Raw genomic sequence first — 24648 nt, 5'->3', positions numbered from 1 at the left:
AATCGCAGTGCTCTTAGGCGCGCGCTGATAATTCTAACTCCCGCAGGCTCAGACAGCTAGTCGCAATGGCCCCTGATCGTCGACTCGCCCCGCGCTACCCGATCGCCTTGCCCAGTTCGCGGTTCAGCCACAGGGCGACCAGGGTGCCGATCGCGCCCGACAGAAGATAGGCGCCCGCCGCGAGCAGTCCGAAGTTGCTCGACAGCCACAGCGCGGCCAGCGGCGCGAAGCCCGCGCCGAACAGCCAGGCGAGGTCCGAGGTCAGCGCCGAGCCGGTGTAGCGATGCCGCTGCGAGAAGCTCGACGAGAGCGCCCCCGATGCCTGGCCGAACGACAGCCCGAGCAGCACGAAGCCGAGCAGCATGAATGCCGATTCGCCGACCTCGCCCGCGTCGAGCAACTGCGGGGCGAAGCCGCTGAACGCCGCGATCGCCGCCGCGGTGAAGCCGAGCACCGTGCGTCGGCCCAGCCGATCGGCGAGCAGGCCCGACACGATGATCGCCCCAACGCCCACCGCTGCCGCCACGGCCTCGATCACCAGGAAGCGCGTCGGGCTGTCCTCGGTGAACAGGAACACCCAGGAGAGCGGGAACACCGTCACCATGTGGAACATCGCGAAGCTGGCGAGCGGTGCGAACGCCCCGGCTGCGATCACGCGCCATTCGGACCGCACCGTCTCGTTCAGCGGCGCTGGCTGGAGCGCGCGGTTTTCGAACAGCCGTGCATATTCGGGCGTCACGACGATGCGCAGCCGCGCGAACAGCGCGACGACGTTGATCGCGAACGCCACGAAGAACGGATAGCGCCAGCCCCAGGCGAGGAAATCCGCCGCGGGCAGCGAATCGATCAGGAACAGGAACAACAGGCTGGCGACGATCAGCCCCAACGGCGCGCCGAGCTGCGGGATCATCGCATACCAGCCGCGCTTGTTCTCGGGCGCGTTGAGCGCGAGCAGCGAGGCGAGCCCGTCCCACGATCCGCCCAGCGCCACGCCCTGCCCCATGCGCAACAGTGCGAGCAGCAGCGCCGAGGCGATGCCGACCGACTCATAGCTGGGCAGGAACGCAATCGCCGCCGTCGACCCGCCGAGCAGGAACAGCGCAATGGTGAGCTTGGCGCCGCGTCCATAGGCCTGGTCGACGGCCGTGAAGATCAGCGTGCCCACCGGGCGCGCGACAAAGGCGAGCGCGAAGATCGCGAACGACCACAGCGTTCCGGTAAGCGGATCGAGATACGGGAAGACCAGCTTCGGGAACACCAGCACCGAGGCGATGGCATAGACGAAGAAGTCGAAAAACTCCGACGTGCGGCCGATCACCACGCCGATCGCGATCTCGCCCGGCGCGATTTTGTGCCCGTCGTCGTGCAGCGCGCGGGCATCGTCTTCGGCCTGGGTGGTGGGGACGGTATCGGCGGGCATCGGATCGCATTCCTGAAACGGGGGCCGTTCGAACGGCGTGAGTCGTCATGCCGCGCTGCGGCATCGCAAATCCCCCTGCGGCATTGATCGCCATCAAGGGATTGGACAAAATGTCCTATGTGCGGTGCAGCAAAGCGGGCCTAGGCGCGCCCTATGTCCGATTTCCTCCGACCGCTTCGCCTGTCGAAGCTCCGCCCCCTCGCCGCACTCGCGCTGCTGCCGCTGATGGCAGGGTGCAAGATGGTCGTGCTCGATCCCGCCGGCGATGTCGCACGGCAACAGGGCAACCTGGTCATCGCATCGACGCTGCTGATGCTGGTGATCATCGTCCCCGTGATGGCGCTGACGATCTTCTTCGCGTGGCGCTATCGCGCGGCGAACCAGGAGGCGACCTACAAGCCCGATTGGGACCATTCGACGCAGCTCGAGCTGGTGATCTGGGCGGCGCCGCTGCTGATCATCATCTGCCTGGGCGCATTGACCTGGGTCGGCACGCATCTGCTCGACCCCTATCGCCCGCTCGCGCGCACCGCGCCGGGGCGGCCCGTCACCGCGGAGGTCCGCCCGCTCGACGTCCAGGTCGTTGCGCTCGATTGGAAATGGCTGTTCATCTATCCCGAACTGGGCATCGCGACGGTCAACGAGATGGCGGTGCCGGTCGATCGCCCGGTGCGCTTCCGCATCTCGGCGTCGTCGGTGATGAACAGCTTCTATATCCCCGCGCTTGCCGGACAGATTTACGCGATGCCGGGGATGGAGACGCGGCTGCACGGCGCGTTCGACCGCACCGGCGACTTCACCGGCTTCTCCGCCAATTACAGCGGCGCCGGCTTTTCCAACATGCGCTTCAAGGCGCGCAGCCTGAGCGACCGCGACTTCGCTGCCTGGGTTCAGGGCAACCGCGCCAGCGGCGCGACGCTCGACCGCGCGACCTATCTCGCGCTCGAACGCCCGAGCGCCAAGGACCCGGTGCGCCGTTTCGCGGCGGTCGACCCGAACCTGTTCGATGCGGTCGTCAATCTGTGCGTCGATCCCGGCAAGATGTGCATGCACGACATGATGGCGGTCGACGCACGCGGCGGCATGGGCCGCGGCGGCATCGCGAATGTCCGCGAGCTTGCCTATGACAAGTTCGGCGCGCGCGGCACCGGGCCGGCCTCCACGGGCGACTCGCGCTATGTCGCGGCGATCTGTGCCGCACCGACCGAATCGGCGATGCGCGCCTCCCCGGGCCTGCCCAGCATGGCGCCGCTGCGCGGGGCCGGGCTCACGCCGATGCGCAAGCCCGCCCCCCCGATCACGCTCGCAGCGGACACCGGCACCGCCGGCCCGCAGCGCCCCACCTCCTGACCGCGACCGAGACAGTCCATGACTCCGCATCCCGCCCCTGAAGCCGGGCCGTTCCTTGGCCGCCTCTCGCTAGAGGCTTTGCCGCTCCACGAGCCGATCCTCGTCGCCACCTTCGGCGTCGTCGCGATCGGCGGCATCGCCATGCTGGCGCTGCTGACCAAATACCGCCTTTGGGGCTATTTGTGGAAGGAGTGGTTCACCAGCGTCGATCACAAGAAGATCGGGATCATGTACATGGTCCTGGGGCTGGTGATGTTCCTGCGCGGCTTTGCCGATGCGATCATGATGCGGCTGCAACAGGCGATGGCGTTCGGCGGGTCCGAGGGCTATCTCAACTCGCATCATTATGACCAGGTGTTCACTGCCCACGGCGTGATCATGATCTTCTTCGTGGCGATGCCGTTCATCACGGGACTGATGAACTATATCGTCCCGCTCCAGATCGGCGCGCGCGACGTGTCCTTCCCGTTCCTGAACAATTTCAGCTTCTGGATGACGACGGCGGGCGCGGTGCTGGTGATGATGTCGCTGTTCGTCGGCGAATTCGCGCAGACCGGCTGGCTGGCCTATCCGCCGCTGTCGGGGATCGCGTACAGCCCCAATGTCGGGGTGGATTATTATATCTGGTCGCTCCAGATCGCGGGCGTCGGCACAACCCTGTCGGGTATCAACCTGATCGTCACGATCCTGAAGCTGCGCGCGCCGGGCATGGGCCTGATGAAGATGCCGGTCTTCACCTGGACCTCGCTGTGCGCGAACATCCTGATCGTCGCATCCTTCCCGGTGCTGACCGCGGTGCTCGCGCTGCTCAGCCTCGATCGCTATGTCGGCACCAACTTCTTCACGAACGATTTCGGCGGCAGCCCGATGATGTACGTGAACCTGATCTGGATCTGGGGCCACCCGGAAGTGTACATCCTGATCCTGCCGCTGTTCGGCGTGTTCTCCGAAGTCACCTCGACCTTTTCGGGCAAGAAACTGTTCGGCTATACGTCGATGGTCTATGCGACGATGGTCATCACGTTGCTGTCCTATGTCGTGTGGCTGCACCATTTCTTCACGATGGGATCGGGCGCCAGCGTCAACAGCTTCTTCGGCATCACGACGATGGTGATCTCCATCCCGACGGGTGCCAAGCTCTTCAACTGGCTGTTCACCATGTATCGCGGGCGCATCCGCTTCGAGCTGCCGATGATGTGGACGATCGCGTTCATGCTGACCTTCGTGGTCGGCGGGATGACCGGCGTGCTGCTCGCGGTGCCCCCGGCCGACTTCGTCCTCCACAATTCGCTGTTCCTGATCGCGCATTTCCACAATGTGATCATCGGCGGGGTGCTGTTCGGGCTGTTCGCGGCGATCAACTTCTGGTGGCCCAAGGCATTCGGGTTTAAGCTCGACGTGTTCTGGGGCAAGGTCAGCTTCTGGTGCTGGGTCGTGGGCTTCTGGATGGCGTTCATGCCGCTCTACATCCTCGGGCTGATGGGCGTGACGCGGCGGATGCGCGTGTTCGACGATCCCTCGCTCCAGATCTGGTTCGTGATCGCAGGGCTGGGCGCGGCGCTGATCGCGGCGGGTATCGGCGCGATGCTGGTCCAGTTCGCCGTGAGCATCTGGCGGCGCGAGGCGCTGGCCGACAACACCGGCGATCCCTGGGGCGGACGCACGCTCGAATGGTCGACCAGCTCGCCGCCGCCCGAATATAACTTCGCCTTCACCCCCGTCATCCACGACCTGGATGCGTGGTACGACATGAAACAGCGCGAGGCGGCGCGTCCGATCGACGGTTATCGCGACATCCATATGCCGAGCAGCACCGGCACGGGCGCGATCCTCGCGGGGATCAGCCTGGTGATGGGTTTCGCGCTGGTCTGGCATATCTGGTGGCTGGCGGGGCTCGCATTCGTCGCGCTGCTCGGCACCGCGATCGCGCACACCTTCAACTACAAGCGTGACTTCCACATCCCCGCCGCCACCGTGACGGCGACCGAGGAAGCGCGCACCCGCCAGCTCGCAGCGGCAGGAGGCCGATAAGATGAGCACGACCACGCTTCCCGCCGCCGGCGAGCCGGTGCGCTTCTACGACCTCGAAGAGCACGCCCATCCCGAGGGGCACAGCACGATGCTGGGCTTCTGGATCTACCTGATGAGCGATTGCCTCATCTTCGCGATCCTGTTCGCCACCTATGCCGTGCTCGGCGGCAATTACGCCGCGGGTCCGGGGCCGCGCGACCTGTTCGACCTCGATCTGGTCGCGCTCAACACCGCGATGCTGCTCTTCTCGTCGCTCACCTACGGCATGGCGATGCTGGCGATGCAGCACGGCAAATTGCGCGCGATGCAGGGCTGGCTGGTCGTCACCGCGCTGTTCGGCCTCGCGTTCCTCAGCATCGAGATGTACGAGTTCGCCCACCTGATCCACGAAGGCGCGACGCCGCAGCGCAGTGCCTTCCTCTCGGCGTTCTTCACCTTGGTCGGCACGCACGGGCTTCACGTCACCTTCGGCACGATCTGGCTGGTGACGTTGCTGGTGCAGACGAGCCGCCACGGGCTGATCCCCGCCAACCAGCGCCGGCTGATGTGCCTCAGCCTGTTCTGGCACTTTCTGGACGTCATCTGGATCGGCGTCTTCACTATCGTCTATCTGATGGGAATGCTGCGATGAGCCTTGATCCCCACGCCAGCGCCGAGGCCGGGCACGCCGGCATCGAAATGCCGCACGGATCGATGCGCGACTATGCAATCGGCTTCGTGCTGTCGGTGATCCTGACCGCGATTCCATTCTGGCTGGTGATGGCCCACCCGCTGTCCGCAGGTGTCACCGCCGCGCTGGTCATCGGATTCGCCGTAGTTCAGATCGTGGTCCATATGGTGTACTTCCTCCATATGAGCCCCAAGGCCGAAGGCGGATGGACGATGACGTCGCTGATCTTCACGCTGATTGTCGTGTTCATCATGCTCGCCGGTTCGCTGTGGGTGATGCATCACCTGAACACCAACATGATGCCGATGCCGCACGACACGCGACAAATGCCGTGACGAGCGTGCCCCGCCGGTCCGCAGCGCTGGCGGCAGCGCTGCTGCTGGTCGCGGCGGGGCTGGCGGCGCTGGGAGTGTGGCAGGTCGAGCGGCGGGCGTGGAAGCACGCGCTGATCGCCGCAGTGACCGAGCGGACGCAGGCGGCGCCGGTTGCGGCGCCGGGGCCGAAGGCATGGCCCGGGATCACGGCACAGTCCGATTCCTATCGCCGCATCCACGCTACCGGGCGCTTTCTGAACGACCGCGTGACGTTGGTCCGCGCGGTGAGCGATCTCGGTTCGGGCTATTGGGTGGTCACGCCGCTGGACACCGGCGGCTTCACGGTTCTGGTCAACCGCGGCTTCGTGCCGCCGGAGTCGCGCGACGCCGCCGCACGGGGCACCGGTGCGCCCATGGGGCAGGTCACGATCACCGGACTGCTGCGCATCACCGAACCCGGCGGCGGCTTCCTGCGCGCCAATGACCCCGCGGGCGACCGCTGGTATTCGCGCGACGTCGCGGCAATCGCGGCGGCACGCGGGCTGCAAAACACCGCCCCCTATTTCATCGATGCCGAGGCCAGCGCAGCTGCTCCCGGCCAGCCCGTCGGCGGGCTGACTGTCATCCGCTTCGCCGACAATCACCTCGTCTATGCGCTGACCTGGTTCGCGATGGCCGCGCTTGCGCTATGGGCGGCATGGCGCGTGCGGCGACCGTCGCGCGGGGCGGAGGCGTGATCCCCGGGATGTCCGCGCCGCCGCCCGTCGCCGATGCCGATGCCGGGCGCTGCAATATGTGGCTGCTGATCCAATTGCGCTGGATCGCCGTCGGTGGCCAGTTGATGACGATCGTCGTGGTCAATTTCGCGATGGGGGTGCGGCTGCCGCTCGCGCCGCTGCTGCTCGCGCCGCTGCTGCTCACGGCACTCAACCTCGCGAGCGTCCCCCTGCTCCATCGTCGCGCGGCGATCACCAACACCGAACTGACCGCCGCGCTGCTCGCCGATGTCGCGACGCTGGCGTGGCAGCTCCATTTCTCGGGCGGAATCGCCAATCCGTTCGCATCGCTGTTCGTGCTCCAGATCGTGATCGGCGCAATGCTGCTGCGCCCCTGGTCGAGCTGGGCAATTGCGGGGGCGGCGGGGGTTGCGCTGGCGCTGATCGCGATCGCCCCCGTCCCGCTGGCGCTGCCGCCACGCTTCGACCATCCGTTCAAGCTCTATCTGATCGGCAGCCTGATCTGCTTCGCGCTGATCGCGATCCTGCTGGTGCTGTTCGTCACGCGGATCAGCCGCAACCTCAGCGACCGCGACGCCGCCCTCGCCAGCGCCCGCCAGCGCGCAGCGGAGGAAGACCATATCGTCCGCATGGGGCTGCTCGCCTCGGGCGCCGCGCACGAGCTCGGCACCCCGCTCTCGTCGCTTTCGGTGATCCTGGGCGACTGGCAGCGTATGCCCGCGCTGGCGCGGGACCCCGATCTGGCCGAGGACATTGCCGAGATGCAGGCCGCCGTCGCACGGTGCAAGGCGATCGTCGGCGGTATCCTGTTGTCCGCCGGCGAAGCGCGCGGGATTGCGCCCGAATTCACCACCGTCCGGCGCTTCGTCGATGCGATCGTCGCCGAATGGCGCGCAAGCCGGCTGCCCGGCACGCTCGACTATGTCGATGGCTTCGGCGCCGATGTGCCGATCGTCTCCGACCTCGCGCTGCGCCAGGTCATCGGCACGGTGATCGACAATGCCGCCGACGTATCGCCCGACTGGGTCGGGGTCACCTGCCGCCGCGAGCGCGACGAGCTGGTGATCGAAGTCGCCGATCGCGGTCCCGGCTTCGCGCCCGAGATGCTGGCGACCTTCGGCCAGCCCTATCGCTCGACCAAGGGGCGGCCCGGCGGCGGGCTCGGGCTGTTCCTGCTGGTCAACGTCCTTCGCAAGTTCGGGGGGCGCGCCGCGGCCTCGAACCGCCCCGGTGGCGGCGCGCTGGTGCAGATCAACCTGCCGCTTGCCGCAATCGCCCGATCGGAAGCGACGCCATGACCGAGACCCGCGACCTGATCCTCGTCGAGGACGACGATTCCTTTGCCCGCACGCTGCGGCGCTCGTTCGAGCGGCGCGGCTATGCGGTGCGCGTCGCGCCAAGCCAGGAGGCGCTGGAGGCGCTGCTCGAGACCGGGCTGCCGGACTATGCGGTCGTCGACCTGAAGCTGGGCGGCGCCTCGGGCCTCGCCTGCGTCGCGCTGCTTCATGCGCGCGCGCCGGCGATGCGGATCGTCGTGCTCACCGGCTTTGCGAGCATCGCCACCGCAGTCGAGGCAATCAAGTTGGGGGCGAGCTATTACCTCGCCAAGCCGTCGAACACGGACGATATCGAAGCGGCATTCCACCGCGCCGAGGGCAATCCCGACGCGCCGCTGGACGGGCGGCAATCGTCGATCAAGACGCTGGAATGGGAGCATATCCACCAGACGTTGGTCGAGACCGACTTCAACATCTCCGAAGCCGCGCGGCGGCTCGGGATGCATCGGCGAACGCTGGCGCGGAAGCTGGAGAAGCGTCCGATGCGGTGAGGCTGGGTAAGCGCGGACGCAAAAAAGCCCCCAGCGGGTGGTACCGAGGGGGCTGTTGTGTTTGGTTGCGGGGACAGGATCTTTCTCGGCTCCGCCTAGGTATTATATAATTGATATTAAATGGTTTCTTAGTGATTAGCCCTTTCGATACCCCGCTTTATACCCCCACCAAGGCAAAGACACGATAGAACGCCTTCGGATTGAGCCTAGTCGAAACGGGGCACGGTAGCGTCGCGTAGGTGTCCGCGTGCGGTGGCCGAGCTTGATTTGGCTAGATCCAGTCGTGCTCGCGGAGCTGCTGCCAGACAGGCACGTCTGCGAGCCGCCAAATTCGATCGGTCCCTTCTCGTTGTTTCCAACGCGTGAAATGCCCGACCACCAGCCGTCCACTGAACCATCGAACGTCGTGTCGATGCAGTGAATGAACTCGTCGTAAGTTGAACGCAGGCGCGACCGGGCCGTTTGAAGCCGTGTGCCGCCTGCAATCCCGCGGCTTCCTATATGCATGCGATTGAGCGTCATGCCCGGGTGAACCGAAATTGTCGGGACAGTCGCCGGTGAAGCTGGAGTCGGCATAGCATAGGTCAAGATCCTCCAGCACTAGGCCACGGGCAGCAGGCCACACGATCTATCCGTTAACCTCTTGTTTATAATGACCTTTATCGGGAAGCTCGATACGAATGCCCCCGATAGTACCCCACCCATAAGCTTCATCGGCAGATTGCGCCATTCTCAAGCCGAGTGGAACGCACTCCAATAGGCAGGACTTATACCTGAACGATGTAACGCTATCAGGAATTGGGGGCGGGTGATGGCAAGGAATCGGAACAACGTTCGAAATTTGCGCTTTGCTCAATGCCGGACTTGAGGCAACTTGTTTCGGATAAGGCGCTTGGGGGGCTCATGCTAGAAATTTTCATCGCTCGTCGTTGCTTGTGCGGACCGGAGACGCTCCGTGCGCAAGGCACGATGGCGTCGTATCACTGCCCGGAGAATAGGGGGGAGTTCGGGAGCAACAGCTAATGCGGGCGCGCTAACGCTACCAAGAGGGCTCAACTAAAAACTTCCGAATCGGGTTGCAACATGCTGTTCAATCTATCGAATGTCGCGCGCCAGGTTGTCGCAGATCGGCCCCTATCTATTGGGTCGAAGCGCCCACGCCCTATCCCTTACAAGCCAAGACAGCGCGGCGCGCGTCTTAATAAGCGGGTCGTCGTTCTCGTCCATCCGAGGTCCGCAACCGCGGCTTGCAAACGGCTCCCTAACGCTAGAATTAGGACGAGTTCCGTCGCGGACAGCTGGGGTGCCTCTTGGGCCAGCACGATCAAAGTATGGAGTCGAAACGGGCACGGTGAGAGCGTTATGCTAACGATGTGGTAAAGCACGCAAACGCACCGTTCGTCTTCTCGGCAGACTCTTGATTCAGGGTAGCGCGGAAGACGATGCGCTTTTCAGTTGCCGTACCGGATCGCTTGAGACGGGGATCGAGCAATCGCCCAGTAAGATGGTTAGGGGTGAAGTATGAAATATAATACGCACGGGTCTGCCAATTGCCACTGCTCACGAAAGGCATTTAGCAAGAGCTATAATCACTCCTTTGCGTCATTCTCCTTGGCACATCGACCGCAACCAGCATTATCTGCGCTAATAATTTCTCTGAGCGCCTTAGCTTTGCCCACCGCTTCTGCCGCACAAGCTGTCAACTCGAGCACTGTCGTAATTCCCGATCCAATATATCCCGTTACTGATGAATTGGGCGTCAATCTTTCGTCAAATACGCTCAATATTCCTGGACCCTCCGTTGCTATAGGCGACCCGAACAATGGAGGACTCATGATCCAGCCAACAATCGTGGGACCCGACGCGCTCCCAATTATGGTCTGTGGCGCTCAATCTGCGTTAAACTGCACGTCGGATGGCTTCACGGACACGTCGACCAACTTAGCGCCGAGTTTACTCCGCGGTGGCAACCGCTGGGAGAATGCTCCGGTTGGAAAGGTATGGCTGACGGTTAGAACAGAAAAAGGTGCGGCGAGATTCTGGGCAAATTCTAGAACCGCAGGAATAGTAGAACTCTCGCCTCAATTTGGTCGCCCGCTAGCTTACAGCACCGGTGCTGCAGTTGAGACACAGCTAGATACAGGCGAGAGAATGACGTTCCAAGATAAAGATGGAACCGTTTACATATTTTTCTACAATTCCAGTGCGTTTAACGGATCTACGGTATCGTTTCCTGTTAATAGGATCGTGAAGCCGAATGGAGATGAAATCGTTTTTGCTTATAACACTGTTGTAGTGAGCTCTATACCGGATTTTCGTCTTTCCTCTATTCGCACGAATCGTGGATATATGATAAAATTTCAGTCAGGCTCTTTTGTAATGAACTCCCCAGAGGGCTATAAAACCGGCGCTAACTCGGTTGTGGCGCTCAATCTTGCAGTAGAATCGTGCCCTCCTCGGTCAAATTCCTGCAACTTCAATAATATTTGGCCAATGATCACGGGCGGTCGGATGGTCGATGCCTCAGGAAATGTGAACTACCCTTCAAATTATTATACTGCTCCGCAGGATTATGTAGACGTATCCGACCATACGACGCAGGTATTGGTTACACGACCGAATTTTCCGAGCACGGGTCCTATCCTTTTGAATGCTGCCCTGAATCGTCCTGGTGGCCGAGTGACGACGTACACCTACGATTATGCAAAGTTTCTTCCGGTTCTTAGCGGCCCGACAATCGTGAACTGCCCACAGGCGCCAGGACAAATATCGACAGGTTCTCCAGGTTGGACTGCTCTATGGACATTCCCATGTCCTTATGCACCAGTAACTTCTATCCAAGACGGGACCTCGACTTGGACGTACAATTTAGATTTTACGTTTGCTCCGATACCTGCGTCGCCCGGAAACTACTACGTAGCTGGCGTTACGTCTACCAGGACCGATCCGAAGGGCGGAATGCGCTTAGTCACCGCACTTCCATCTGGGCAAGTAACCAGCGTGAGGGATGAGCTGAACCGCGTAACAACGATCGACGTCCAGCCTCTTTTCGATCCCAATGAAGGTCGCATCAACTCAATCACCTACCCCAAGGGAAACAGGACTTCATTCACCTACGATGCCAGAGGAAATGTTACCAGCATTACAGAAGTTCCGGATCCAGGTTCGCCGCTTGGTAACATCGTGACCAGATATACTTATCCAACTAGTTGCGAGAACTGGAAAATTTGTAATCGTCCGATTTCCAAAACGGATTCGCGTGGGAATGTCACAACCTACAGTTGGGACCCGAATTCCGGAAGCGTGCTCACCGAAACAGCGCCCCCTGATTCCGAGGGGATCAGCGCGGTAAAGCGCTTCAGCTACTCGCAATTGTATGCTTGGGTCTCCAACGGAAACGGAGGGTACCAGCAGGCAGGCCCTCCGATTTGGATGCTTTCCCAAATGCGAACCTGTGAGAGGACTGCCACCGTTGAAGGCGGCTGCGTCGGCGGGGCCTCCGACGAAGTGATCACAGATTATTATTATGGCCCGCAGTCAGGCCCTAACAACCTTTCTCTTCGTGGCGTATCCGTAACGTCGGCTGGTACCACCCTAACAACTTGCTATGGGTACGACAGATTTGGGCGAAAAATCTCCGAAACTAAGCCGGGCGCCCAAGTATCGGTTTGCCCGTGAATTACAGGCTTCCCGAAATTGGTGTTGCGTTCGGCGCGCACGTAACGGTTAGTAATGGATCCTCGTCTGATCGTTTAAATAGTCGCGCCGAATATTCTGACGTTAATTTAACGATTAAAGTGGTTGCTGTTTGCACGAAGATCCGGGCGATATTCTCTTATAACTCGATCAGGAGTGGGCAATGATTCGACCATTCTTCGGGTGGGCTGCGATTTTGATTGTAGGCTTGCTTCGAATTGCGCCTGCGTGCGCACAAGCTTTGCCCTCTGATTTCACGAGCGCCACGCGGTACGACCTTGAACATCGGGTAACGGGGACGATCGCGCCGGATCCCGATGGCGCGGGGCCGCTGCATCATCTGGCGGTGCGTAACACCTACGATCCCGCTGGGCGGCTGGTGAAGGTCGAGAAGGGGGAACTTGCAGAATGGCAGTCGCACAATGTGGCTCCAGCTGATTGGCAGAATTACACAATTTTCACTATCCACCAGACGGTGGAGACGTCGTACGATGCGATGGATCGCAAGGTTGTCGACAAAGTGCGCGAGGGTACGGCGGGGCCGATAGGGCGGCTCGCCCAGTACAGCTACGACGCGGTCGGTCGGCTGGAATGCACGGCGGATCGAATGAACCCAGCAGCATATGGGGCACTACCCAGCAGTGCGTGCGCGCTAGGCGCCGAGGGGACGCAGGGTCCCGATCGGATCACCAGGAATGTGTATGATGCCGCCGGCCAGCTGATCCAGGTGCGCAAGGCGGTCGGCACGGCGATCGAACAGGCCTATGCCACCTACAGCTACACGCCCAACGGCAAGCAGGAATATGTCGTCGATGCCAACGGCAATCGCGCGCGGATGGTATATGACGGGTTCGACCGGCTCGAGCAGTGGCAGTTCCCGTCGACGAGCGCCCCGGGCGCGTTCAACCCGGCCACGCAGGCGACCGCGCTGGCGACGGCAGGCGCCGTCAATACCAACGACCGCGAGGAATATGGCTATGACGCGAACGGCAACCGCACGTCGTTGAGGAAGCGCGACGGGCGGACGTTCAGCTATACCTATGACGCGCTCAACCGGGTGTCGGCGAAGATCGTGCCCGATGCCTGCGCGCCGAGCTATGCCTGCAACAATGCGACGCGCGACGTCTATTACAGCTATGATCTGCGCGGGTTGCAGACCGCGGCGCGGTTCGATTCTTCGACCGGCGCCGATGCGGTAACCAGCGCCTATGACGGGTTCGGACGCCAGACGGCGAGCACCACGAGCATGGGCGGGGTCAGCCGGACGCTGAGTTATCAATATGATGCAAACGGCAACCGGACGCTGATCCTCTATCCGGACGGTGTAGGCATCCAGTCCTTCTACGACGGGCTCGATCGCCTCCACTATAACCAGATCGTCGGCGCGGATGGGCTGATCCACCCGCAATATGACGCAGCGGGCCGCACAGCGACCGTATATCGCGCGGTGCCGGGCAATTGGGGGCCCAGCACCAGCTATGGCTATGACGGGATTTCACGGCTCGCGAGCCAGACGCATGCGTTCACGAGCAGCGCCAGTAACGTAATACAGACGTTCGGTTACAACCCGTCGAGCCAGATGGTCAGCCAAACCCTTTCGAACGATGCCTATGCCTACTCGAACCGTAGAAACACAAATATCAATTATGCAGCCAACGGGCTCAATCAGTATGCGAGCGCCGACGCGCATCGCTTCGGCTATGATGCCAACGGCAACCTGACCTCCAACGATGTCGTCGATGCCAACGGCCAGCTGGATCCGGAGCTTCACCTCGGCTTTAGCTATGATGCTGAGAACCGGCTGATATCGACTTCTGCCAACGCCGTTCTGGTCTATGATCCGCTCGGTCGACTCTATGAGGTTTCGAAGCCAACAACCGGCACCACCCGGTTCCTCTATGACGGCGACCAGTTGGTTGCCGAATATGACGGCGTGGGCACAATGCTCCGGCGCTATGCGCATGGGCCGGGCGAGGACGATCCGCAGGTCTGGTTCGAAGGCTCCGGCACGACCGCAGGCTCTCGCAAATATCTGTTTGCCAACCACCAGGGATCGATTGTCGCGATTGCGGATGGTTCGGGCAACGTAACCGAAGTCAACAGCTATGACGAATATGGCGTTCCCGGCGGCGGCAACACCGGGCGGTTCCAGTACACCGGCCAGGCTTGGATCCCCGAGCTCGGCATGTATTACTACAAGGCCCGGATATACTCCCCCACCCTCGGGCGGTTTTTGCAGACCGACCCGATCGGGTATGATGACCAGATCAATTTGTACGCGTATGTCGCAAACGATCCGGTCAATGGCAGGGACCCGACGGGGATGCAGGTCACTTGTGTAACTAACGAAGACATCCAAAACTGTACTGATGATGCGGAAATTGTATCTCGCGGCGGGCAGGGAGGGAAGCCTTACGACGAAAAGGCCCTTGTCCCGTTGCAAGTTACCTACGAAAGAACGTTCGGATCGGTAACGTTTTACGATTATCAAAGGCCGCAAAGTGTAAAACCCGCCGATAACTGCGCGAAGCGAGGCTCTAATGGTCGGTGTCAATACCGTAGGAAGGACGACGGTACGTTGGAGCTCGATTCCGAGTACGTGATAAATATTTGTGCAAGTGCGAGCAAGGCGCAGGCTACTGCTGGCACAATCAATGACACTCTGGGGTTTCCAGCAACCGAAGCTGCTGCATCGGCTGCAGGCACTGCGGCCCGAGGGGCGCGAGCTGGGGCAGCAGTTGGACTCTATACATGGTTCGCGGGATTAGTCGCTCAAACAACAACGGGACAAGGATGGAAGCCTTTCGGCATACCCGTTGTTCCTAAGGCCGACCTCAGCATGTGTGAGAGGCAGTGATGAAAATCATAACAACTTCGATAAGAAACCTACTGGGTGTCATTTTGATTTGCAGTAGTGTGGTCCTGTCGACGGCATGGTACTTAGTGCCTACGGTTTCAGCTACGATCAGCCGAGATACACTAGTCCTTTTGTGTATGACTTTTCTGGTAACTTCCATGTTGGTGCTGAAGCGATAACGCCGCAAGATGATCAGCCGCAAAAGGGATTGCTGGATCGCGCGAAGGACCTCTACTGCTTCGCAGAAGATAATCGGACTATGCGATCGGTTGGCCCTTGGCTTCGCGCCCCGCACGAGGCAAAGTCGAACGCGGACAGGTGCTTGGGGGTAGAATGCGCACGATTTACAACAAGGTGATCGCGTTTCCTGTCCTAGCATTCCTCGGCACGCCTCCAGCGCTGGCGCAGGGCGGCCTCACCGATCCGGCGGGCTCGGGCGTCATCGTCTCGGCAGTAAACTGGCTGCAGGGAACCTTGCTCGGAACGGTCGCGACCGTCGTCGCCGTGATCGCGGTGGCGATGGTGGGCTTCCTGATGCTCACCGGGCGCATCAACTGGCGCTATGGTGCCACCGTGATCCTAGGCTGCTTCATCCTGTTTGGCGCGGCGACGATCGTGGCGGGGATACAGTCGACGGCCCAGATCGCGCAATAGGGCCAGCGACGTGGACCAGGATCCGCTTTTCGTGGCACTCACCCGCCCGCAGATGTTTGCCGGGGTGACCTACAGCTATTTCATCGCCAATGCGGTGGTGGCGACCGAGTTGTTCCTGATCTTCAAATCGGTCTGGGCACTCGTCATCGCGCTGGCGATCCACCTGCTCGGCGTTGTCCTGTGCCTGCGCGAACCGCGCTTCCTCGACCTGTGGCTGACGCGGGTGGGGCGCTGCCCGCGCGTGCGCAACTATGCGATCTGGCAATGCAACTCCTACCGGCCCTGACCCGCGACCCGAAGGTGGTGGCGCGCGAAGCGCCTGCCGGTCGCCACCTCCCTTATGCCGCGCAGGTGGACGATCATACGATCGAGACGCGCGACGGCGTTCTCCTGCAATGCATCCAGTTGCGCGGGCTGCTGTTCGAGACCGCGGAGACCGACGAGATCAACTATCGCAAGCGCCTGCGCGATGCGATGCTCCAGACGATCGGCTCGTCACAGTTCGCGCTCTACCATCATCTGGTGCGGCGGCGCGTCGAGCCCGAGCTCAGTGCCGCGTTTCCCGACGCGTTCTCGCAGCAACTCGACGCCACGTGGCAAGCACGGCTCGCGCGCAAGCGGCTCTACGTCAATGACCTGTTCCTGACGCTGATCCGCCGCCCGCTGCAAGGCCGCATGGGTATGCTCGACCGGCTGCGCGGCGCTCCGCGCGGTGCGGACGGAGGCGCGGAGCGACGCCAACTCGACGCGGCGCGCGAGGCGCTGATGGCCGCGCTCGGCAGCTACGAGCCCCGGCTGCTCGGAGTGTACGATCAGGGTCATGGCCCGTGCTCCGAGCCGCTCGAGTTTCTGTCATGGCTGTACAATGGCGAGCGCCGCCCGGTGCTGCTCCCGCATCAGGACATCGGCGCCTATCTGCCATATCGCCGCGTCAGCTTCGGGGAGCAGGCGATCGAGCTTGCCCCGGTGGGCATGCTCCCGCGCAGTTTTCTGGGCATCCTGTCGATCAAGGATTATCCCGGCCAGACCAGCGCTGGCATGCTCGACGAGCTGATGCGGCTGCCCTTCGAGCTCACCGTCTCGCAAAGCTTCGCGTTCGTCGAGCGCCAGGCTTCGCTGTCGCGGATGAACCTGGCGCTGCGGCGGATGCGCTCGGCCGAGGACGAGGCGCTAAGCCTGCGCGCCGAGCTGGCGCGCGCGAAGGACGATGTCGCGGCTGGCCGCGCGGGCTTTGGTGAGCATCACATGACGGTCGCGGTGCGCGGCGATACGCTTGCGCAAGTCGATGAGGGCATCGCGGAAGTCCATGCGGCGATGGCGGACATGGGCATTATCGCGGTGCGCGAGGATATCGCGCTGGAACCCGCCTTCTGGGCGCAGTTTCCGGGCAACTTCAACTATATCGCGCGGCGCGGTCTGATCTCGACGAGCAACTTCGCCAGCTTCGCGTCGAACCACAATCTGCCCCAGGGCAGGCAGGAGGGCAACCATTGGGGGCAGGCGGTCACGCTGCTCGAGACCACGGCGGCGGGGCCATACCACTTCAATTTCCACCAGGGCGATCTCGGCAACTTCACGATCATCGGGCCTTCGGGGTCGGGCAAGACCGTCGTGCTGAACTTCCTGCTCGCCCAGGCGCGCAAGTTCCGCCCGCGCATCGTGTTCTTCGACAAAGATCGCGGCGCTGAGCTGTTCCTGCGCGCGATCGGCGGGCGTTATGACGTGCTGCGGCCGGGATCGCCCTCGGGGCTTAATCCGCTCCAGATCGAAGATAGCCCGGCCAACCGCCAGTTCCTGATCGACTGGATCGCGCTCCTCGCAGGCGGCGCCGACAATGAAGAGACCGCCCAGATCAAGGATGCAGTCGATGCGAGCTTCGGCCAGCCTGCCGAACGCCGCCGGCTGCGCTATCTGGTCGAGCTGTTCCGGGGTGGACACAGGCCGCATGCCAATGATCTGTGGGCACGGCTACGCGCATGGTGGGGCAACGGCGAGCGCGGCTGGCTGTTCGACAATCCGCTCGACGAGACCGATCTGTCCGCCGAGACCGTCGGGTTCGACATGACCCAGATCCTCGACGATCCGGCGCTGCGCACACCGGCAATGATGTATCTGTTCCACCGGGTAGAAGAGCGGCTCGATGGGACTCCCGCGATCATCGTCGTCGACGAAGGCTGGAAGGCCCTCGACGACGATATCTTCGTGAGGCGGATCAAGGACTGGGAAAAAACCATCCGCAAGCGCAACGGCGTGGTGGGGTTCGCGACCCAAAGCGCCCAGGATGCGCTCGAGAGCCGCATCGCCAGCGCGATCATCGAACAGGCGGCGACGCAGATCTTCATGGTCAATCCCAAGGCGCGTGAAGCCGATTATGTCGAGGGTTTCGGACTGACCCAGCACGAGCTGGCGCTGGTGCGCACCCTGCCAGACACGGCGCACTGCTTCCTCGTCAAGCACGGCAACGAAAGCGTGGTCGCGCGGCTCAACCTGTCGGGGGAGCGCGACGTGCTGACGGTGCTGTCGGGGCGCGAACGCACGGTGCGGCTGCTCGACGAGATCCGTGCCGAGGTGGGCGACGATCCCGCTTTGTGGCTGCCGCAATTGCTGGAGCGCGTATGACCCCCTGCCCCGGCATCGTCGATGGTCGCTTTCTGGAAAGCACGCTGGCGTTCATCGACTGCCAGGCGCAGAGCCTGGGCGCTGAGGGCTATCAGGCGCTGGTCGCGCCGGGCGGCTCGCTGTCGGTGCTGTTGAGCGGGATGCTCACGATCTTCATCGCGCTGTTCGGGTACCGGCTGCTCCTCGGCGAGGCGCCCGACATGCGCAGCGGGATCGTCGCGTTCGTCAAGATCGGGATTGTATTTGCCCTCGCGCTGAGCTGGGCGGCCTATCGCCCGCTGGTCTATGACGTTGTCATGCAAGGACCGGCATCGCTCGTCGCCGACGTTGCCGCTCCTTCCGCGCTACCTGGAACGAGCGGCGATCTTCCCGCACGGCTAGGGCAAGTCGATCGTGCACTCCAGGAACTGGGACGCCCCAATATTGGCTCCGCGCTGCCGCAAGCGGCGCAGCCTCAGACGACGCAAGCCAACGATGCGCAGGCGCCCCAAGCTCTTCGGCCTCCGGTCAGCGATCCGCCCAGCATCTTCAGCCCCTATTCGCTGGGCACCGCGCGGTTGACGTTCCTGACCGCCACCATCGCCTCCTTTGCCTCGGTTCGCCTTGTCGCGGGTCTGCTGCTCGCACTGGGGCCGCTGTTCATCGGGTTCCTCTTGTTCGAAGGTACAAGGTCGATCTTCGAAGGCTGGGTGCGCGGCCTGCTGGGTACCGCGATTGGCGCTATCGCGGTTACCCTCCTGCTGTCAGTCGAGCTTGCCCTGCTGGAGCCGTGGCTGGCCACTCTGATCCTCAGACGCAGCACCGATCCGTTCCTGAGCGGGGCCGCAACCGAGCTGCTGGTGGTCGCGTTCGCGTTCGCCCTGACGCTGATTGCGGGCTTAGGCATGGCGGCGCGCTTCGCGATGGCGTTTCGGCTGCCGGCGACGCTCCGCGCCCTCCCGGGACGCTGGGCGTCGGCATTGGCGGACGAAAGCGGACGTGTCACATTGCCGCTCCGCGCGCCCTTAACCTCAGGCCTGGAGCCGCCGTCGCGCGCGGCGCGGCTCGGCGATACGGTTGCGCAAATCGAACGCCGGGAAGCGAGGGAACGCGAGATGCAGACACAAGCGACGGGCGGATATGGCGCCACTGCGCCGCGCGACCGCGCCTCCTCCGGACCTCAGGCTTCCGGCCTGCATCAGCGCCGTGGAGTGCGCAATCGCATATCGGCGAGCGCGGGCCGCCGGGATAACCAACCATGAAGAAGGATGCGCGCGAAGCGCTAGACGCCTATTATCGCGAGGCCGGTAGCTGGGCGCAGGACCAGCGCGCGGGGCTTGAAAAATCCCGGCGTACCGCATGGATCATCGCCACAGGCGCATGCGTGGTCGCAGTCGCCGAGGCACTCGCTCTGGTGCTGCTGACTCCGCTCAAGACGGTTGAGCCGTATACGCTGCTCGTCGACAAGCAGACCGGGTTCGTACAAGCCCTGCAGCCGGTCAATGCGCAGAAGATCGCGCCGGACAGCGCGCTGACCCAGTCGTTCCTCGTGCAATATGTGATCGCGCGCGAAGGCTTCGATATCAACGCGCTGCAAGCGAACTACCGCAAGGTATCGCTATGGACGCAAGGGGAAGCCCGCAGCACCTATGTCGGGGCGATCCAGGCGACCAACCCTGACAGCCCACTTGCGCGCCTGCCCCGCAGCACGGTGATCGAAGCGCGCGTGAAGAGCGTGTCGCCGCTCGGCGGCAACCGCGCGATGGTGCGGTTCGACACCGTCCGTCGCGACGCGGGCAACCGGCAATATCCAGGACAGCCCTGGGTCGCGGTGATCCGCTACCGCTACTCGGGAGAGCCGATGCGGCTGGAAGACCGGTTTCTCAACCCGTTGGGCTTTGAGGTTACCGGCTACCAGCGCAATCCTGAGGCGTTCCCGCAGCCGGACCCGGCCACGGTACCACCTAGTGCCAGCGCATTGCCAAGCCTGCCCGCGCCGAGCCCTTCGCCCTCGGCGACACCGGATGCCGCACGCCCGTGAGACACGCAATGTTCGCCCTCGCGCTGGTCGCATCGAACGCACAGGCGCAGGTGCGGCCTCGACCGGACGGCCCAAACCCACACGTCCAGACGGTCGATTTCGCGGCAGGACAGGTCGTGGTCCTGGAATCCGCACCCGGCTATCAATTGATGGTCGAACTCGCGCCCGACGAACGCGTCGAGAATGTCGCGCTCGGCGATAGCACCGCCTGGCAGGTGAGCGTCAATCATGCTGGCAACCGCATGTTCCTGAAGCCGCTCCAGGCAGCCGCAAATACCAACATGACGGTGGTCAGCGATACCCGCATCTACCTTTTCGACTTGACCACCGTTGGCGAGCCACAAGGCGACACCCCCTATACGGTGCGGTTCCGCTATCCGCCGCCTGCGCTGTTGACGGCACTTCCCGGCGCGCTGCCGACTCCTGGGGCGGAACTTCCGACCGTCGGGCGGTACAAGATCCGGGGCGACCGGGGCCTGCGACCCACCGGTATCCATGACGACGGCGTCAAGACCTATGTCGAATGGCCGGTCGAGGTACCCCTGCCGGCGATCTACGCACTCGATCCGCATGGGCGGGAGACGCTGGTCAACGGCATGATGCGCGACGGGCGGATCGTGATCGACAGCGTGCAAACCGCGCTGATCTTCCGCGTGGACCGGCGCAAGGCCGTCGCGACGCGACTGCCTCCGGAGCAGCCATGACCCCGCCGTCCGATCCACAATCCTTGGCCGAAGAGGCACCGTCGGTCCGGCCCGTGGTCGCCAAGGCGGGCGCTAGCGTTCCGGTCTGGGCAATGGCCATGGTCGCGGCGGGACTGGGCCTGATCCTGTTTATCGTCCTCGATGCGAGGCGCCGCGCGACAATCGCGCCATCGGTTCGCGCGCGGAGCGTGGATGCCGTTGCCGGAATGGCGCCAGCGCCCATGCTCTACATTCCCCCCGAGCCACAACCGATAGCTCCGGCGCTGCAGCCTGTCCTCCTCGCTGCTCCGGCGCCGCCGACCCCAACACCTGCGCCTTCGGTCGCGGTGGTGAGGCCGGCGCCGGTACAGCGGCCAGCCCCCGCTCCCCAGCCGCAAGCGCCGACACAGCCAGCGCGGGTGACCAGCGGCCCTGCCCTGATGGTCGATACCAGCACGCCCGCCGGTAGCCCCGCCAATGCAGCCACGCAGGCGGGGAGCGCCCGGCGAGAAGAGGATGCTCCTGGCGGGAAAATCGCAGGCGGCCGGGTGGGCGCCGGCATGCTGGCCAGTCGCAGCCTGACGGTGCCGCAGGGCACGCTGATCCCCGCCGTGCTGGAAACCGGCTTGGACTCCACCCTGGCGGGTCTCGCACGCGCGGTCGTATCGAGCGACATCAGAGGGTTCGACGGAACCAAGATACTCATTCCGCGGGGAAGCCGGCTGATCGGCGAATATTCGGCGAACGCCGACAATGGCCAGAATCGAATGCTGGTCAACTGGATCCGCCTGATCCGCCCGGACGGCGCAACAATCGCGATCGGCTCGCCATCCGCCGACACGATGGGGCGCGGCGGTATCCGCGCGCGCGTGAACACCCATTTTCTGGAGCGTTTCTCGGGCGCCATCCTGCAGTCCGCACTCGACATCGGAGTCAATTTCGCGTCGCGTTCGTCGAACTCACCCGTTATTGTAGCCTTGCCTGGGACCACCGGCGCGATCCGGCAGACCGTGACGCCGAACGATGTCCGTCCGACGTTGAAGGTCAATCCCGCCACCAGCATCTCGGTGTTCGTCGCACGCGACCTCGATTTCAGCGGAGTCGAGAACCGGTGACGGCTGCCCCAGCCGACGCGGCGGGTGCGACCTTCCTTCAGGCGTATCTTGCTCCCTTGGCACCAATGCTGGCCCGCGAAGATGTCACCGATGTCTATGTGAACCGACCCTTCGAGATCTGGGCCGAAACGCTGGGCGGCAAGGTCGAGCGCCATGCGGCGCCGAACCTCGACGCCTCGACCCTCGATCGGCTGGCGCGGCAGATCGCGTCGCTCTCCCATCAAGGAATCAGCCGGGAGCACCCCCTGCTCTCGGCAAGCCTGCCTGACGGCTCGCGGGTCCAGGTGATTGCGCCCCCGGCCACCCGTGGGCCGATGGCGATCGCCATTCGTAAACATGTCTCGTCCGACCTCACCCTCACGGACTATGACGCCGCAGGCGCTTTTCGCGAGACCAGGCGGGGGGAACCCGGCGCGAGAGAGGAAGACGCTAAACTCCGCGCGCTACTCGACTCCGGAGACCTGCCTCGCTTCCTGTCGGCAGCAGTACGGACCCGAAAGAACATCCTTGTCTCGGGCGGTACTTCAACCGGGAAGACGACCTTCCTGAACGCGCTGATCCGCGAGATATCGGATGAGGAACGGCTCATCCTGATCGAGGACACCCCCGAGCTGCGCCAGCATCACGACAATCTCATCGGATTGCTCGCCGTGAGAGGCTCCTTGGGCGAGGCACGGGTGGGAGCGACCGACTTGCTCGCCGCATCGCTCCGCATGCGCCCCGATCGCATCATCCTGGGTGAGCTTCGCGGTGAGGAAGCCTACACCTTTCTGCGCGCGATCAACACCGGGCATCCCGGCTCGATGACATCGGTTCACGCCGACTCGCCTGAGCGCGCGATAGAACAGATCGCGTTGCTTGTGCTGCAAGCTGGAACCCAGCTGAGCCGCGAGGACGTCCGCCACTATGTGCGGAATACCATCGACGTCTTCGTCCAACTTGCACGGACCGGTGGCCGGCGACATGTGGCCGAGGTGCTACTCGCATGAATCGGCTTCCGCCAGTCGATGCAGCGAGCGGGTACGCCTCCGCGAGTGCAATCCAAAACCCTCTCGTTGCCGCGAGCGCCTGGGTGGAGGGCGCCCTGCTCGGGCCGCTCGCGACCGCAGTTGCGGTTCTGGCGGTCGCCGGCCTTGGGTTCTTGCTGCTGACGGGCCGCCTGAGCGTCAAACGCGGGGTCACGATCCTTTGCGGCTGCTTCATCCTGTTTGGATCCAGCACCATCGCGCAAGGCATTCTAGCCGGCTTCCAGATCGAGAGCGCGCCGAAGCCATCAATCGCCGAACGGATCGTAGCGGAGCCCCCGCCGCCGCTCGAAGCGCTCGCGCCGCCGCCGCCCCCCATGCAACCCCCGCGATACGATCCCTATGCGGGTGCTGCGGTGCCACCACGATAGGGGTTGAGTCCGTGGCAATCGTCGTTCATTGTTTGTCGAAAGTACTGAACTTCTGTGCTCCCGCGTACCAACACCATACCGAAGGTGCCATAATGCGCGGTCTTGTCGCGACTACCATCGCCCTCCTCCTGACAACCAGTGGCGCGCAGGCCGGCGCCTATTGCGAGCAAACGATCAAGCTCGCGATCGTCAACAACGCAGGTGGTATTTACTTCACGACGGACAAATCCTGTCTCAATTGGTGCCAGATCAATCCAGACATATCGCAGGCCCAGCAGGACCGAATGTACTCGATGCTTCTGACGTCCGCAAGCAATTGCAGGAAGGTCACTATCTATTTTGATAGTGCAACCGGTTGCGAAGCACTTCCCGTATATTCGCAGCCCTCCACCTTCTTGTATCCTGGCCTATAAGATCGCCGCACTGCCAGCAGGAGAATTTTTATGAAGATGCTGATTGGCCTTTGCGCTCTCCTGACAACTTCGGAAGCGTGCGCACAGGAAACCACGACCTACACCTATGATGCACTCGGTCGCCTTGTTACCAGCAAGACGCAGGATGGACCAAACCACAACACCGAAACGACGATTGCGTTCGACAATGCGGGTAATCGCACGAACTATCAAGTCACCGGCGCGACAGGATCCCCATCGAACGCCTTGAAAGTGGTGGTTGTGCCGCTGAACGGGTTCACCGTTATCCCCATTCGTAACCCCTGGGCGGCGCGTTAGTCCGATCTGCGCCTGCGCGGCCGCCGGATTGCAAAGCGCACGCGCCGTCGCTGTTCAATGCGGTACGTTGTGGTTGGAGGCGATCGCAGCTCTGGCGGTGCAAACTTTAGCGGTGAGTTGCCGCGGAATTTACGGGTGGCACTCAATTGAGGTTCACAGGCGGGAGGAATGTCTATGCGTTTTATGGGCTGTATCGCGGGAGCGCTCTGCTTACTGAGCGCCCAGTCCGCCAACGCTGGATACTGGTGTGACGAGAAGGTCACCGCCGCCATCGTGCATCAGGATGGGACGGTTTACTTTATGTCGGAAAAGTCCTGTCTAGCCTGGTGCGCGATCAGCCCCGCCTGGGCACAACCGCAGATCGACAGGGCCTACTCCACCCTCATCACCGCCATTTCGCAGAACAAGCCAATCACAATGTTCTGGACGAACGCGAGCACGCCATGCGCCCAGGTGGCAATGTACTCGAATCCCGAGGCTTTTATTTTCCACCCCTGAGGAGCTTTCGTAAGAAGTCGAGGCGCATT

General features: G+C 62.8%; 22 protein-coding genes. 21 read left to right on the top strand and 1 reads right to left on the bottom strand.

Going from position 1 to position 24648, the window contains the following annotated elements:
• Positions 1–94: 94 nt before the first annotated feature.
• Positions 95–1420, bottom strand: coding sequence for an MFS transporter (locus TS85_RS00295; protein ID WP_044329689.1), 1326 nt, complete (start codon positions 1418–1420; stop codon positions 95–97).
• Positions 1421–1573: 153 nt separating this feature from the next.
• Here TS85_RS00295 and cyoA point away from each other — a divergent pair, with 153 nt between their 5' ends.
• The 21 genes from cyoA to TS85_RS00195 all read left to right on the top strand — a co-directional run bounded on the left by cyoA (position 1574) and on the right by TS85_RS00195 (position 24619).
• Positions 1574–2770: a ubiquinol oxidase subunit II gene (cyoA, locus tag TS85_RS00290; protein ID WP_044329688.1), complete on the top strand. Its 1197-nt coding sequence runs from the start codon at positions 1574–1576 to the stop codon at positions 2768–2770.
• Between the two features lie 18 nt (positions 2771–2788).
• Positions 2789–4801: a cytochrome o ubiquinol oxidase subunit I gene (gene cyoB / locus TS85_RS00285; RefSeq protein ID WP_044329687.1), complete on the top strand. Its 2013-nt coding sequence runs from the start codon at positions 2789–2791 to the stop codon at positions 4799–4801.
• Between the two features lies 1 nt (position 4802).
• Positions 4803–5432, top strand: coding sequence for a cytochrome o ubiquinol oxidase subunit III (gene cyoC / locus TS85_RS00280; protein WP_044329686.1), 630 nt, complete (start codon positions 4803–4805; stop codon positions 5430–5432).
• A complete protein-coding gene (gene cyoD / locus TS85_RS00275) occupies positions 5429–5806 on the top strand; it encodes a cytochrome o ubiquinol oxidase subunit IV (protein WP_044329685.1) in 378 nt (125 codons plus the stop codon). Before cyoC ends, cyoD begins: the two co-directional genes overlap by 4 nt.
• Complete coding sequence (locus TS85_RS00270) at positions 5803–6522, top strand: SURF1 family protein (protein WP_052507647.1); 720 nt, start codon at positions 5803–5805, stop codon at positions 6520–6522. The genes cyoD and TS85_RS00270 overlap by 4 nt, the downstream gene beginning before the upstream one ends.
• Positions 6483–7820 (top strand): ATP-binding protein, encoded by a 1338-nt coding sequence (locus TS85_RS00265; RefSeq protein WP_173426205.1) that lies wholly within the window; start codon positions 6483–6485, stop codon positions 7818–7820. Before TS85_RS00270 ends, TS85_RS00265 begins: the two co-directional genes overlap by 40 nt.
• Positions 7817–8350 (top strand): response regulator transcription factor, encoded by a 534-nt coding sequence (locus TS85_RS00260; RefSeq protein ID WP_044329684.1) that lies wholly within the window; start codon positions 7817–7819, stop codon positions 8348–8350. Before TS85_RS00265 ends, TS85_RS00260 begins: the two co-directional genes overlap by 4 nt.
• A 2151-nt stretch (positions 8351–10501) precedes the next feature.
• Positions 10502–12028: an RHS repeat domain-containing protein gene (locus TS85_RS24385; RefSeq protein ID WP_162184673.1), complete on the top strand. Its 1527-nt coding sequence runs from the start codon at positions 10502–10504 to the stop codon at positions 12026–12028.
• 181 nt (positions 12029–12209) lie between these two features.
• Positions 12210–14903 (top strand): RHS repeat domain-containing protein, encoded by a 2694-nt coding sequence (locus tag TS85_RS00255; protein WP_077228371.1) that lies wholly within the window; start codon positions 12210–12212, stop codon positions 14901–14903.
• A gap of 333 nt (positions 14904–15236) precedes the next feature.
• A complete protein-coding gene (locus TS85_RS00250; RefSeq protein WP_044329683.1) occupies positions 15237–15557 on the top strand; it encodes a TrbC/VirB2 family protein in 321 nt (106 codons plus the stop codon).
• Positions 15558–15609: 52 nt separating this feature from the next.
• Positions 15610–15843, top strand: coding sequence for a type IV secretion system protein VirB3 (locus tag TS85_RS00245; RefSeq protein ID WP_044335577.1), 234 nt, complete (start codon positions 15610–15612; stop codon positions 15841–15843).
• Complete coding sequence (locus tag TS85_RS00240) at positions 15822–18176, top strand: VirB4 family type IV secretion/conjugal transfer ATPase (protein WP_044329682.1); 2355 nt, start codon at positions 15822–15824, stop codon at positions 18174–18176. The genes TS85_RS00245 and TS85_RS00240 overlap by 22 nt, the downstream gene beginning before the upstream one ends.
• Positions 18173–19417 carry a type IV secretion system protein gene (locus TS85_RS00235; protein WP_044329680.1) on the top strand — a complete coding sequence of 415 codons (1245 nt, stop codon included), beginning with the start codon at positions 18173–18175 and terminating at the stop codon, positions 19415–19417. Before TS85_RS00240 ends, TS85_RS00235 begins: the two co-directional genes overlap by 4 nt.
• Positions 19414–20196 (top strand): virB8 family protein, encoded by a 783-nt coding sequence (locus tag TS85_RS00230; RefSeq protein ID WP_044329679.1) that lies wholly within the window; start codon positions 19414–19416, stop codon positions 20194–20196. The genes TS85_RS00235 and TS85_RS00230 overlap by 4 nt, the downstream gene beginning before the upstream one ends.
• Before the next feature lie 8 nt (positions 20197–20204).
• Positions 20205–20900 carry a TrbG/VirB9 family P-type conjugative transfer protein gene (locus tag TS85_RS00225; protein WP_044329678.1) on the top strand — a complete coding sequence of 232 codons (696 nt, stop codon included), beginning with the start codon at positions 20205–20207 and terminating at the stop codon, positions 20898–20900.
• A 419-nt stretch (positions 20901–21319) separates the two neighbouring features.
• Complete coding sequence (locus TS85_RS00220; RefSeq protein ID WP_044335575.1) at positions 21320–21994, top strand: TrbI/VirB10 family protein; 675 nt, start codon at positions 21320–21322, stop codon at positions 21992–21994.
• A gap of 65 nt (positions 21995–22059) precedes the next feature.
• Positions 22060–22983, top strand: a complete 924-nt coding sequence (virB11, locus tag TS85_RS00215) for a P-type DNA transfer ATPase VirB11 (protein WP_044335573.1) — start codon at positions 22060–22062, stop codon at positions 22981–22983.
• A complete protein-coding gene (locus TS85_RS23865; RefSeq protein ID WP_077228370.1) occupies positions 22980–23390 on the top strand; it encodes a TrbC/VirB2 family protein in 411 nt (136 codons plus the stop codon). The genes virB11 and TS85_RS23865 overlap by 4 nt, the downstream gene beginning before the upstream one ends.
• 11 nt (positions 23391–23401) lie before the next feature.
• Positions 23402–23803 carry a hypothetical protein gene (locus TS85_RS00205; protein WP_155006249.1) on the top strand — a complete coding sequence of 134 codons (402 nt, stop codon included), beginning with the start codon at positions 23402–23404 and terminating at the stop codon, positions 23801–23803.
• 30 nt (positions 23804–23833) lie between these two features.
• Positions 23834–24121, top strand: a complete 288-nt coding sequence (locus TS85_RS00200) for an RHS repeat domain-containing protein (RefSeq protein ID WP_044329676.1) — start codon at positions 23834–23836, stop codon at positions 24119–24121.
• A gap of 174 nt (positions 24122–24295) precedes the next feature.
• The gene (locus TS85_RS00195) at positions 24296–24619 is read left to right on the top strand and encodes a hypothetical protein (protein ID WP_044329675.1); all 324 of its coding nucleotides are present in this window, start codon (positions 24296–24298) and stop codon (positions 24617–24619) included.
• Positions 24620–24648: the final 29 nt, after the last annotated feature.

The sequence above is a fragment of the Sphingomonas hengshuiensis genome (genome assembly GCF_000935025.1).
GTDB classification, from domain to species: domain Bacteria; phylum Pseudomonadota; class Alphaproteobacteria; order Sphingomonadales; family Sphingomonadaceae; genus Sphingomonas; species Sphingomonas hengshuiensis.
Note: the sequence above shows the minus strand (reverse complement) of the source record. Positions and strands in the feature narration are given on the sequence as shown.